At 72.6% G+C, this 12,536-nt stretch carries 12 protein-coding genes; 5 read left to right on the plus strand and 7 right to left on the minus strand.

The window, feature by feature from the left end:
• Positions 1-22: 22 nt before the first annotated feature.
• The 3 genes from IOD14_RS17645 to IOD14_RS17655 all read right to left on the minus strand — a co-directional run bounded on the left by IOD14_RS17645 (position 23) and on the right by IOD14_RS17655 (position 4,535).
• Entirely contained in the window at positions 23-2,767 is a 2,745-nt protein-coding gene (locus tag IOD14_RS17645; protein WP_212670735.1) for a hypothetical protein, read from the minus strand.
• 478 nt (positions 2,768-3,245) lie between these two features.
• Positions 3,246-3,659 carry a zinc ribbon domain-containing protein gene (locus tag IOD14_RS17650; RefSeq protein WP_123993515.1) on the minus strand — a complete coding sequence of 138 codons (414 nt, stop codon included), beginning with the start codon at positions 3,657-3,659 and terminating at the stop codon, positions 3,246-3,248.
• Positions 3,660-3,845: 186 nt separating this feature from the next.
• On the minus strand, positions 3,846-4,535 hold the full coding sequence (locus tag IOD14_RS17655; protein WP_249125937.1) for a TetR family transcriptional regulator: 690 nt from the start codon (positions 4,533-4,535) through the stop codon (positions 3,846-3,848).
• Between the two features lie 135 nt (positions 4,536-4,670).
• On the opposite strand from IOD14_RS17655, the gene IOD14_RS17660 reads away from it, so the two are divergent.
• The 3 genes from IOD14_RS17660 (at position 4,671) to IOD14_RS17670 (ending at position 6,788) form a co-directional block, all read left to right on the plus strand.
• A complete protein-coding gene (locus IOD14_RS17660; RefSeq protein WP_212670736.1) occupies positions 4,671-5,504 on the plus strand; it encodes a hypothetical protein in 834 nt (277 codons plus the stop codon).
• A 111-nt stretch (positions 5,505-5,615) separates the two neighbouring features.
• Entirely contained in the window at positions 5,616-6,287 is a 672-nt protein-coding gene (locus IOD14_RS17665; RefSeq protein WP_212670737.1) for a peptidoglycan-binding domain-containing protein, read from the plus strand.
• Between the two features lie 9 nt (positions 6,288-6,296).
• Positions 6,297-6,788, plus strand: a complete 492-nt coding sequence (locus tag IOD14_RS17670; protein WP_212670738.1) for a flavin reductase family protein — start codon at positions 6,297-6,299, stop codon at positions 6,786-6,788.
• A gap of 29 nt (positions 6,789-6,817) precedes the next feature.
• On the opposite strand, the gene IOD14_RS17675 is transcribed toward IOD14_RS17670, so the two are convergent.
• From IOD14_RS17675 to IOD14_RS17690, 4 genes are all read right to left on the minus strand, one after another.
• Positions 6,818-9,208, minus strand: a complete 2,391-nt coding sequence (locus IOD14_RS17675; protein WP_212673293.1) for a SpoIIE family protein phosphatase — start codon at positions 9,206-9,208, stop codon at positions 6,818-6,820.
• A 157-nt stretch (positions 9,209-9,365) separates the two neighbouring features.
• Positions 9,366-9,932 (minus strand): antibiotic biosynthesis monooxygenase, encoded by a 567-nt coding sequence (locus IOD14_RS17680; RefSeq protein ID WP_212670739.1) that lies wholly within the window; start codon positions 9,930-9,932, stop codon positions 9,366-9,368.
• A 48-nt stretch (positions 9,933-9,980) separates the two neighbouring features.
• Entirely contained in the window at positions 9,981-10,358 is a 378-nt protein-coding gene (locus tag IOD14_RS17685; protein ID WP_123993510.1) for a hypothetical protein, read from the minus strand.
• Between the two features lie 364 nt (positions 10,359-10,722).
• Positions 10,723-11,646, minus strand: coding sequence for a MurR/RpiR family transcriptional regulator (locus tag IOD14_RS17690; RefSeq protein ID WP_212670740.1), 924 nt, complete (start codon positions 11,644-11,646; stop codon positions 10,723-10,725).
• Between the two features lie 223 nt (positions 11,647-11,869).
• Here IOD14_RS17690 and IOD14_RS17695 point away from each other — a divergent pair, with 223 nt between their 5' ends.
• Both IOD14_RS17695 and IOD14_RS17700 read left to right on the plus strand, forming a co-directional pair.
• Complete coding sequence (locus IOD14_RS17695; RefSeq protein WP_174269364.1) at positions 11,870-12,034, plus strand: hypothetical protein; 165 nt, start codon at positions 11,870-11,872, stop codon at positions 12,032-12,034.
• Positions 12,035-12,074: 40 nt separating this feature from the next.
• Positions 12,075-12,476, plus strand: a complete 402-nt coding sequence (locus IOD14_RS17700; RefSeq protein ID WP_123993508.1) for a DUF3662 domain-containing protein — start codon at positions 12,075-12,077, stop codon at positions 12,474-12,476.
• Positions 12,477-12,536 lie beyond the last annotated feature (60 nt).

Consider the following 12,536-nt stretch of genomic DNA (forward strand, 5'->3'; position numbering starts at 1 on the left):
GCACTGCCGTACGGCAGTGTGATCACGGCCGGTCGAGCACCGTGCCCGTCAGCGCCGGCCGGTCGGGCAGCGGATCGGCGTTGTCGTCGGTCAGCGCGAGGCGCATCGACTCGGTCGGCTCGGCCACCTGGTCCCGGACGGTCGGCGTGATGAAGTCCACGCTGGTGCTCCCCTGGGGGATGTTCAGCCACACCCACAGGTTCGCGTCCGACAGCCGGCGCTCGGGGTCGGGCACATCACCGGACCAGTCCGCGAGCCACTGCGGGTCCACGTCCTTGGTGGACAGTTCGGTGCCCTCGGTGACCGGAAGCACCCGCACCGGCTGCCAGATGTCCACCGCCACGGGCGCGTCGATGGACAGCCGCCAGGTCAGCGTCTCTCCCTCGGTCACCCGGTCCGCGACCGGCGACAGGGTGATCACCGGCTCGGGGTCGTCGTTCTCGACGGTGAGCCCGCCCCGGTGCTTGCCGATGACGGCGTTGTGGACGGCCTTGACCGCGATGTCGTGCTGCATGTCATCGCCGTAGGCGGTGTCACCCTTCACCTCGACCGGTACGTCGATCGCGTGGCTGCCGGGCCGCACCGTGACCAGTTTGCTCTGGGCCCGCCCGCTGCCCGGTTCGATGACGTACACCCGGACCTGGCCGCTGCCGTGCCCGGAGATCCCGACCGGGATCCGGTAGGTGCGGGTGCCCGAGTCACCTTCCTTGACGATCGTGCGGCCCACGTCGACGCGGGGCAGCGCGGCCGCCTTGACCGCGGGAGTGCCCGGCGCCCAGCCCCACGCGTCCATCAGCCAGGCCTGCCCGGACCGCGAACGGGGCGTCAGCTCCAGGGACTTGACGTGCCGGAGGTCGAGTCCGGCCCGGGTCGCCGCCGTCAGCGGGACCCGCACCTCCTGAGCCCAGTAGGACGCGGTCCGCTCGGAGCCAGGCAGGCCCGCGACCTCGGCCCGGCCCAGAGTCACCCGGCGGCCGGCCGAGTCGGTGACGGACACGTCGAACTTCGTGCCGGTGGTGTTCGGCGGCACGAAGACCCGCAACGCGAGCTTCTGGGAACCGTGCAGGGAGAGCGGCTTTGCGGGGGTGACGCGTGCGGCCGTGCCCGGTGCGGACCACTTCAGGTCCACGGCGCTGCGGCCGGTCTCCTTCTCCGTCTCCCACCACGCGAAGTGCGGGGACGAGCCGGGGGTCTCCGGGTTCAGGCAGGCCACGGACGGGTCCGGGTCGACCGCCGAGCACAGCCGGGCACCGGTCACCTTGGCCCCGGCGTCCGGCAGGAAGCCGCCGCTGCGGCGGCCGCCGACCGCATGGGTCAGCACTCGCGCCGGGTCGGCGGACGGAGCCCGCTTGCCGGAACCGTCGAGCAGCGGAAGCACCCGGTCGTCCCCGGCGACGAAGAGCCGGGCCGCCGCGGCGATGTAGGTGGAGCCCGCCTTGTGCTGCTGGGCGGCGGTCAGCCGGGTCGCGGCGCCCGGCGAGCACACCGGGTCCGGCTGCTCGGGGTCGGTCCCGAAGTCGTCATCGGCGGGCGCCTCGGCCTCGCCCGGGGTCCACTCGCTGTTGAAGAAGTTGTGGTTGGCGCCGACGACATAGACCGCGCTGTGCAGGGCGGTGCCCCGGCTGACGCCTCGGGTGCCGTCGACGAAGTCCTCGCCCTGGAGGTCGGAGACATCGCCGTCGCAGCCCGGCAGCAGCGTCACGGACGGCACGTCGGCGACGGGATTCTGGCCGAAGATCGTCGGTCCGATGAGCACGGTCCCGCGTACCTTCCAGCGCACCGGCCCCCGGTAGCCGTCCTCGGCGGCGGGCGGCGGGTACAGACTGTCCATGGCGGCCCGGTTGACGCCCTCGCCGCCGCGCGAGTGGCCGACGAGCAGGACCCGGGAGAGGTCGGCCTTCGGCGCCCGGCGCACGGCGGCCGGGGCGGTGGAGGGGCGGGCGGCCCAGTCGGCCCAGCGGGCGAGATGCTGCCGCACCAGCGAGGAACGCGCCTGCGCGCCGGCGTCCTCGGCCTGCCAGTCCTGGGCGTTGATGCCGTTCGCCGAGATCGACACGGTCACATAGCCCTGGGAGGCCAGGAGTTGCTGGTCGCGCAGATAGCCCTTGTCACTGGGGATCGGCTTGTAGCCGTTCGCGCAGGGCCAGTCGCCGCTCGTGTCGTCCTCGCTGCCCGGCTTGTAGCAGGTGGAGTGGCGGCCGTGCAGGAACAGTGCGAGGGGCCGGCTGCCGGTGGCACCCTTCGGCGCCACCACCTGGGCACTCATCTCGATCGGGGTGGCGAATCCCGGAAGGCGCACGGGGGCGAGGTCGTACGAGCCGGTGGTCGTGCGGTACGAGCCGGGCTTGCCGGGATCGACATTGTTCGCCGGCGCCTGCGCGGGGAGGCGCGCCCCTCGTGCGTCGGACCTGCCCGGCTCCTCGGCCGCCGCGTCCAACCGGCGTCCCGCGGCGGTGACTTGCAGGTCCGTCAGTCCGGTGGGCCCGGCCTCGTCGAGGGCGAGGCGGAAGGTCCGGCCGTCCTTCGCCGGCTTCGGCACCCCGAGCAGCCGGTCGCCCGCGCGGAACTCGACGCGCGCGTCCCCCATGGGCACGGATTTCGGCGCGCGCCAGACCAGCTCACGCGCCCCGTGCTTCCCGTCGATCCGCCATCCCGGCGGAAGTCCGTTGTCGTCCGCAGCGCTCAACACGCCTGCATGGGAAGGCTGTTGAGCCTGTGCCAGTCCGGGCGCGCCCGCCAGGGCCGCCAGCACCGCCACGGCGGTCACACTTATTCGCCGGGCACGGATCAATGGTTCTCTCCTCAAAACCCCGTGCGCAGACGTCCCGTCGGTCCCGGGCGCCTCTCGCGTCACGTAGGACGGGGCAGAGGTGTCTGTGGGTTGTCTGTGCGAGGCCGTCGTCCGTGGGTGAGCGATGTGATCAAGCCAGCGGAGCGGCGGGGACCAACGGGTCACTCGGGGTCGTCGAGGACGACAAGGTCCTGCTGGTCCTGCACGCCCGGGGCGCCACGACGACGTGCCACCTCACCGCCAACTCCCCACGGGAGGGCTACCGGGGCATGTCCGACGGCAGCGCGGGGCGGCTGGAACCGGAGGTCGAGGAGAGCCGCCGGCGGGCGCCCCGGACCAGGGTCACTCGTGGTCCCCGGCCCCGGCGCCCGCGGTGCCGCAACGCATCCCACGGCCAGGCCGTCGGACGGGACGGGGCCGAAGAGCTGTACAGGCGAACTCAGTTGAGGGAGCGTCAGCTCCAGGCGCGGTAGGGCTCGTCGAGCAGTTGGAAGACCGGCTCGCCGCGGACCGGGTCCTTCGCCGTCGCCATCCGCACCCGGTCCCCGCTGTGGATCGCGGCGGGCGGGCCCATCACCCGGCCCCGGACCACGAAGCCCTCGGACAGTTCGATCAGCGACACATTGCGGGCGGCCGGGGTGTTGCGGTGGACCACCGTGGCGTGGCGGACCGTGCCCACGCCCTCGCTGCGCTCCGTGCGCAGGTCGCCGCCCTGGCAGACCGGACACAGCAGCCGGTGGTACATCGCCGTACCGCACCAGGTGCAGCGCTGGAAGAGAATCGCGTCCGTGGCCGGGGCGGCGGGCTCGAGAACGCCCGTCCCGGAGCCGCCTGCCTGACGGGCAAAGGTTCCTGAGTGGTGGTACACGCTCGTCAACTCCCTGCGCTCGGCCGGAATCCCACGTGCCCGGGTAACCGTGCACGGACGTGCGCGGCTCCCTGTGCCGCCGTGCACGCCGTCAGCGTATGGCACTGAGTGCCAGCCGTAAAGGTACTGGGTACCCTCTTTTTGCCGGGCGCCCGGGATGAGCCCCCCCGTAGGGCCGAGGCAGGCTCAGGCCCCGTCCAGGGTGGACTCGATCTCCTGGACCACCCGCCACAACGGGGCACCGCGCCGGGAGACGATCACCACCACGTCCTCGGGCCGCTCGTCGGCGGCCGGCGCTCCGGGCGCCCCGAAGGCCGCCTGCACATAGCCGAGCGCGTGCTCCACCGCCTGCTCCGCGTCGCCCTGTCCGTCCGAGCGCAGCCAGGACCGCAGGGCGTTGTTGTGCGCGGCGGCCACGGCGGCCGCGATCACGTCGGCCCGCAGCGTCCCGTCGTGCAGACCCTTCAGGCGCCCGCGCAGGTACTCGGCGAAGGAGCGCTCGTAGCGCCACACCACGGACAGCTCGTAGGCGCGCAGACCGGGCACCTGCTTGGTGAGCCGGTAGCGCTGCACGGAGAAGTCCGGGTTCTCGGTGTACATGCGCAGCACCAGCCGCACCGCCTCGCAGACCCGCTCCAGGGGATCGCACCCGGGGTCGCTCGCCGCCAGGAAGGCCGTCATGTCGGTCAGGCACCGCTCGTGGTCGGGGAAGACCACGTCCTCCTTGGACGGGAAGTACCGGAAGAACGAGCGGCGCCCGACTCCGGCGAGCGCGACGATGTCGTCGACGGTGGTCTGCTCGTAACCCCGTTCCAGGAACAGCTGGAAGGCGGCCGCGACCAGCGCGTCCCGCATGGCGGGCTTGGTGGAGCTCATGGTCGCGAACGTAGCACCTGAACCACTCGGATGGCACTGGGTGCAGCCTGACGAGGGAACTGAGTGCTTTCTTTCGCGTTGTCCGGCAGGTGCCGCCCCGCATACGATCGGCGCCCGCCCGCCGAGGAGTCCCGCATGCCCCGCCGCCCCACCCTGCTCTACGTCACCGACCTGGCCTACCAGGCCCGCGGGCGCCGCTACTGCGACGAGGACATCCTCCTCGGCGCACGCCTCAGGGAGGACTTCGACCTCGCCCTGTGCCACCCGCGTGACGCCGGAGCGCTGGCGGACGCCTTCGACGCCGTCGTCGTGCGCAACAGCGGGCCGGTCCTGGCATACCAGGACGCCTACGACGCGTTCCGCGAGCGGGCGCTGCGAGCCGGCACGCGGGTCTACAACCCGCTGTGCGGCAAGGCGGACATGGCGGGGAAGCAGTACCTGCTCGACCTCACGGCCGCCGGACTCCCCGTCATTCCGACCGCCGACCGCGCCGAGGACCTGGACCGGCTGCCCGCGGCGGACCGGTACGTCGTCAAGCCCCGGCTCGGCGCCGACTCCATCGGCCTGCGGATCGTCCCCGCCGACGAGGTGCGCGACCACATCGACGGGCAGGTCCTCGTCCAGCCCTGCGTCGACTTCGCCTACGAGGTGTCCTTCTACTTCGTCGACCACGACTTCCAGTACGCCCTGTACGCCCCGCACGCCGACCGCCGCTGGGCGCTGGAGCCGTACCGGCCCACCCCCGACGACCTGGAGTTCGCCCGGCGCTTCATCGACTGGAACACCCTCGATCACGGCATCCAGCGCGTGGACGCCTGCCGGGCCCCGGGCGGCGAACTCCTGCTGGTCGAACTGGAGGACCTCAACCCCTACCTCTCCCTGGACGTCCTGGACGACGAGGGCAGGGATGCCTTCGTCGTGGCGATGAAGGCATCCCTGCACCGCTTCCTCGCTTCCGCTCCCCGCTGAGCGGCAGCCCCCGGGAACAGGGCGCAAGCGCTGAACTCCCGGGCCCCTGGCGCCGTATCACTCCCCGGGGGACGGCTCAGACCCGTGTGCGCGGGACGGAAGGAGACCAGGATGCCGACACCGTCCGACCGAGGGGCGTCGCCGGACCGGACACCTCTCGAACCCATCCGGGTGCTGCGTCCGCGCCGCACCGACGCGCTCGCGGAGCTCATGAAGGACGTGCCGCCCCGGGTGCCCGTCGGATTCGAGTCCTTCACGCGGTCCGGCCCGCCGTCCGGAGCCGAGGAGGCGACCGAGGAACTGCCGCCCGTCAGGGAGGAGCGCGACCGCATCAGGGGATCCCGCGACATGGCGCGCGGACGGGTGCCGGGACTGCGCCGCACGGCGGTCGCGGCGGCCGTGACCGCGGCCGCGGTGATCGGCTTCGGCAGCGCGCTGCTGCTCGCCGGGCGCGGGGAGAGCACCGCCGCCGCGGCCCCGCGGCCGACCGGGACCGCCTCCGCGGCCCCCACGCCCACCCCGACGGTCTCCGGCGCTACCGACCCGGACGGCCCCGGCACCCTCCGCCAGGGAGACAGCGGCCCCGAGGTGAGCGACCTGCAGGAACGCCTCAGGCGCATTCCGAACGTCTACGACAACGGCTCCACCGACGGCACCTACGACCCGACCCTGACCGCCGCCGTTGCCCGCTTCCAGCTCTGGTACGGCATCCGCGGCGACGAGGACGGTGTGTACGGCGACGACACACGGCGGGACCTGGAGTCCCGTACGGGCGGTGGCTGATCGAGGAGGATGGCGGGCATGGACGCCTTCCTCGACCGGCTCGACCCCGACATGTGCGTCGTGACCGCCGCCGCGGGCGGCGAGCGCGCGGGCTGTCTCGTCGGGTTCGCCTCCCAGTGCTCGATGGAGCCGGTGCGCTACGTGGTGTGGCTGTCGAAGGCCAACCGCACCTACCGCGTGGCCCGCACCGCGGACCGCCTCGCCGTCCATCTGCTCACCCGTGAACAGCGGGGCCTCGCCGAGCTGTTCGGTGGGGAGACGGGAGACCTGACGGACAAGTTCGCCCGGGTCCGCCGACGCGAGGAGGCCGGCGGGGCCGTCGTACTGGAGGAGGCGGCGGCCTGGTTTGTCGGCACGGTGGTGCTGCGCGTCGACGGTGGTGACCACGTCGGGTTCGTCCTGGAGCCGCAGGCGTGGGGCGAGCGCGCGGACACCGGGGGTGCGAGGCTGCTGCGGTTGTCCGACGCGATCTCCATCCCGCCCGGCCACCCGGCGGACTGAGCCCGGCGAACGGCACCGCGCGCCCCGGCTCACTCCGGTTCGTACGGCACCCGGATGTCCACCATGCAGACGTCGTCGCGCCGCTCGCCCGCCAGCAAGGAGGTCAGCAGGGGGGACAGGGAGCCGGACTCGTCCGTGCGGTGGGCCGCGACGGCCGCGGCGAGCCGGTCCAGGCCGTGGTCGATGCCCTCCGAGGGCCTCTCGATCAGGCCGTCGGTGTAGAAGAGGACACGGTCGCCCGGCTCCAGGACGCAGCGCGCCTCCTGGAAGTTCGGATCGGAGCACGCCCCCAGCAACATGCCGAGCGGGCGCTCGAGATAGCGCACCTCGGTGCCGCGCACCAGCAGCGGCGGGGTATGGCCGGCCTGGGCCCACACCAGGCAGCGTTCGGTCGGGTCGTAGCGGGCCAGCACCATGGTCGCGGTGCCGTGCGAGTCGCGCGAGTGCAGCAGCAGGGTGTTGAGACGGGCGAGTGCCCCGGTCAGCGACGAGCCCGTGATGACCATGCCCTTGGCGGTGAAACGCAGTTGGGCCATCGTGGCCACGGCGTCGATGCCGTGGCCGGCGACGTCACCGACCACGAACAGGGCGTCGCCGTCGGGCAGTTCTATGGCGCTGAACCAGTCGCCGCCGACGTGGATGCCCGACTGGGCGGGCAGATAGGCCACTTCGACCCGCAGTCCGGCGAGGCGGGCCGGCTTGGTGGGCAGGGGCAGCAGCGCGTGCTGGAGCCGGGCGGCCAGCGTGCGCTCGGCGCGCAGCACCCCGTGCTGTGTCACGATCGCCTGCTCGCTCTCGACGAGGGCCAGTTCGGCGCTGCGCTGCGCGGTGAGGTCCTGGACGAAGCCGTGCACCTCGACGGGTTCGTTCCCGGTGTCCGTCACCACTTCGGCGACCATCCGCAGGTGGCGGACCTCGTCCCCGGCCCGGATCCGGAACGGGACGTCGAACTGGAGCCCCGAGCACAGCAGTTCCCGCACGGCCCCGGCCAGCACCGGTGCGTCCTCGGGCAGCGCGAGCCGCGGAAGGTCGGTGAGGTGGACCGGTCCGAGCGCCGGGTCCCGGTTCAGGACGAGGAAGGTCTGGGAGGACCAGCTGCCCTCGCCGGTGACCAGGTTCCAGTTCGCCCAGCCCAGGTTCCCCAGCCGCTGGACGTCCGCCAGGCGCTGTTCCTGCCGGTCGGAGGAGTCGTGCCGGACCCAGGTGACGACCAGGGCGCCGCCCAGACGGGCCGCGCGCACCGCGTACGTGCGCAGTTCGGCGGTGCCGTCCACGACCTCCTGGTGGGTGAACGGCTCACCCTCGAACGGCTCGCCCGTGCTCAACGTGCGCAGACAGCTGTGCCACACCGCCTCGTCGGCCATGCTCGGGAAGCACTCCAGGACCCGTCGGCCCAGCAGCTGTCCGCCGGTGCGGCCCACGACGTCGACGGCCCCCTTGGTGGCGGCGTCGATGCGGTAGTCCTCGACCTTTCCCGAAGGGGCGCGCAGCGGCGTCAGCAGCAGCGCCGAGCCCGGCAGGGAGTCGAACACGGGCTGGATGGCGGCGGCCGCGGAGTCGGCAGTGTGCTCCGGCCGGTCGCCGAAGAACCGCAGCCAGCCGGCGCACAACCGGACGACCGCCCGCAGGAGCTCCTTGTCCTGCGGTGAGAACGGGCCGCCGCGCTCGCGCAGGATCCCGAGGCAGACCTCGGCCCCGTCGCCGGTCGGCACCGGCAGCCAGGCGCGGGAGAGCCAGCGCTCGGGCGGGTCCCCGATGAGTACGTGCCGCGCCCGGTCCGTCGGGAAGTCCTCCAGCCAGCGGGGTTCGCGCGCCCGCAGCGCCTCGATCGCCACGAGCCCGCTCAGCGGGGGGACCTGCGCCCACTGCGCGGCCAGCGTGGCGTCGATGCCGGCGTGGCCGATCAGCTCGAGCCCTCCGGCCGGCAGCGACCGGAAGAGCAGCAGCGCATCGGCGCCGACGTCCACCGCGAGCTCCTCCAGGAGGCAGCCGGCCAGGTCCTGGGGCGTGGCGACGTGGACGAGGGCCTTGCCGAGCCGGCCGAGTGCGGTGAAGCCGTCGTCCGGTTCGACGGTGTCACGCTCGGGGGCACTGTCCGCCCGGCGGGAGCGCGGGCCGGCCGGACCGGGAACCGCGGACAGGAGGGCGTCGGGAAGGTCGACGTCGACGCCCGCCGGCGCGGGGGTGCCGGCCGCCGGGGGTGCCAGGGAGCCGAGGGTGATCCAGCACTCCTCCAGCAGTGTGCGGTTGCCGGCCTCGGCGCGCTGGAGCAGCTCCTCGCCGGCCTGGTCCGGAGCGCACCCGGTCAGCGCCATGAGCGCGCCCCTGGCCCGCTCCAGGACCGCCGAGACGGCGGCCTGGTCCCGCAACCGGTCCATTTCGGCACGCTGTCGGGCCACGACCCTGGCCAGTGCGGCCATGTCGGGCGCGGTACCGGTGTGGGAAGGGCCGGCGGACTCGCTCGTCACGCGTTGAGCATCGCACATGCCCGCGGGTCGATCGCGCTCTTGTGGACACACATCCCACCCACCGGTGACACCGCGCGTCGACCGACTGCCGGCCCCCTCGGTGGCGGGGTCAGTGGTCGGGCGGCGGGTACAGCCACCTGCGCAGCACCCGGCTCAGCAGGGGCATCACCAAGTAGGTGAGCAGGGGAAGCAGCACCACCGGGAAGACCGCGGCCCGCACCGGCAGGGGCCAGGCGGCGGTGCGGGGCGTCACCAGCCACTGGATCAGCAGTGTGCACGGGAAGGCGCCGAGGAACGTGGTCAGCACCATCTTCCAGCGGACCGGGGGCCGCGTGGTGGTGCCGGGCAGGCTGAACCAGGTCTCGAGTCCGGTGGTCGACTGCCGTTCGCTGCCGAGCTCCGTGGCGATGTCGTCGATCCGCTCGTGCCAGGCGGCCCGCTCGTCCGACTCCAGCCAGGCGGTGAGCCGGTGAGCGTCGGACCAGCGCAGCACCGCGTGGAAGCGGTGGCCGTCCTCGGGGCGCAGCCAGGAGACGCCCTCATTGCCGGGGAACCGCCGGGCGCACTGGGTGATCCCGCGCGTCCAGCGCTCGAAATCCTGCTCCCGGCCGGGGCGCACCTCCCACGTGAGGACCGTGGTGACCGGATCGCCGCGCCGTACTTCGGTGGTGCTCATGTTCGCCACGGGTCCCACGGACGGCGTGGGTCATGCCTCGCGGACGGCTCAGCGCCCGTGGTGGTCGACCAGGGCCTGGGTGACCGCGCGGATGCTGCGGGCGATGTGCTGCAGCTGGAGCACCTCGGCCGCGTACAGCTTGATCGTGTGCTCGATGACCGATTCCGGCAGCCCGAGCGACGGCAGGTCCGCCCGGGCGGTCTGCAGTGCGGTGCGGGCGACCCTGATCTCGTGCTGGACCTGGATCTGCGCGTGCCGGGCGAGGAGCACGGTGTGCCGCATCAGGGCCGGATAGCTCGCGTACCGCGCCGGCACCAGCTCGCGCAGCCACTTGGCCGCGGAGCGCTCCCAGTCGTAGCTGCCGGGCGTCTTGACCTGGCAGGGCCAGTCCGGGCCGGTGCGCGTGGTGGTCCGCGTGGTCGTCATCAGGGGCATGGTGATCGCTTCCGGGTGTGCGGCGTCGTGCGGGTGGTCCGACGGGTTGGGCGGCCCCGGCCTAGGGGATGACCGGGGCCGCCATGGGCTCGCGTGCAGGCGAGGCCCTACCGAACACCCCGAGCGCCGACGCGGGTAGGTGACGACGGCCCGGGATGTCCGTAACAGGAGCCCTCTCGGGCGGTGTGGGGGTGGGGACGGGGACAGGGGTGCGGATGCTCCCGGAGGTGTCCCGGGGTGATCCGTGAGCAGTATTTATATATGCCGTCTGCTTGGCAAGGCGTATGAAAACATTCATGCTCGATTTATTACGGATGCTCCCGGTGTGCAGCCGTATGACCGGGGTCGGAGGGGCTCAGTCCCGGAGGAAGAACTGGTGCTGGTCGGAGATCTGCTCGTACTCCTCGAGCCGCGCCTGGGTGCGCTCGGGATCGGCGTCGGTCATGGCCTGGAGCAGGGCGGCGGCGATCACGCCGGGTGCCGCGTAGGAGTCGAAGACCAGCCGGGAGCCGGTGCCGGTGGAGAAGAGGACGTCCGCCTCGTCGGCCACGTGCCCGAGGGCCAGGTCCGTGACGAGGGCGACCTTCAGTCCGGCGCTGCGGGCGACCCGCAGGGCGGTGAGGGTCTCCTGGGCATGCCGCGGCATCGAGAACGCGAGCACCCAGGTGCCGCCCGCCTCGCGCGACTGCAGGAGGGCGTCGTAGGCGACGCTGCCGCCGCGGGTGACCAGCCGCACGTCGGGATGGATACGGCGGGCGGCGTAGGCGAAGTACTCGGCCAGTGACGCCGAGATGCGCAGGCCCAGGACGGTCAGCGGGGTCGACTCGGAGAAGCTGCGGCCGAGTTCGATCATCCGGTCGGGGTCGGCGAAGTCGCGCCGCAGGTTCTCCAGGTTCTCGATCTCCGCGTCGACCGCGGCCTGGAGCTCGTTGCCGCGCGACTCGTCGTCGGCGAGCGGGCCGCCGGCGAGCGTGCCGAGCGCGATGGACTGAAGCTTCTCCCGCAGGGCGGGGTAGCCGCTGAAGCCCACGGCCGCGGCGAACCGCGTCACCGAGGGCTGGCTCACGCCGACCCGCTCCGCGAGATCGGTGATGGACAGGAACGCCGCTTCGGTGATGTGCTCGATCAGGTACTGCGCGATGCGCCGCTGCCCCGGGGAGAGCCGGGGCCTGTCGAAGAGGGTCCTGAGCTGGGAGGCCGGGGCGGCCTCCGCTTCCGGTGCGGTCTTGCCCGAGGTGATCGCGGATGCCTGTGCGCGTGCCTGCTGCGGCGATGACACCGAGGCGCCTCCTTTGTCTGCCACGGGGAGTCAACATAGCCCACACCCCACGGTGACCAGCGCTTGTACGAAAGCGTCCGGCCACCGCCGATCGGAGCGGATGCGCCGGCGCCGATCGGGACGGGTACGTCGGCGCCGACCGGGAACCCGCCGCTGGGCAAGACCTTCGTCGACATCCGGTTCGACGACGTCCGATCCGACGACACCTGAGGAGCGGCCCCGTATGACGGTCCCCGAGAAGAACCGGCGCACGACCGACACCACCGAGGAGCTCCTGCACCCGCACCACGAGGAGAGCGCGGCCCCCGCACCCGGCGGCAGCGGCCGCACCCTGCGCGAGGCGTTCGAGGAAGCGCGGGTGGAACCCGACGACTTCGCCCGGGAATGACTCCGCCCACGACACAAGAGCTTTCGGCAGGTGACAGGACATGGGTGCGCTGAGCGCGCTGGAACAGGCAATGGAGCACGGCTGGGAGGCACTGTGGGCGCGGGTCGTCGACCGGGAGCCCGTCGAACTCCTCGACGCGTTGCGGCGCGAGTGCGACAGCAACGTCGTCGTGTGCAGTGAGCGCCGGGTGGTGGTCCCCAACGCGTACGACGTCGAGCTCGCGGACTTCGCCTACGACGAACTCGTGCGCCGGGGCACCGACGTGGGCCAGGAGCTCACCGACAGCCTGGCCCGGCACGGTGAGCGGCAGGGCTACGAGTGGGCGGGCCCCCTCACGGTGCACATCAGCAGGTCGGCCCAGGTGCCCAACGGCCGCTACCGGGTGGCGAGCAGGGCGATGGCGCACGTGAGCGCCGAGGGGTTCCAGGACGCGATGCGCTGAACGGACGCGATGCGCCGAGTGGTCGCGATGCGCTGCGGAACGGACGCGTCCCGGGCCCGG

Source organism: Streptomyces sp. A2-16 (genome assembly GCF_018128905.1).
In the GTDB taxonomy this organism is placed as follows: domain Bacteria; phylum Actinomycetota; class Actinomycetes; order Streptomycetales; family Streptomycetaceae; genus Streptomyces.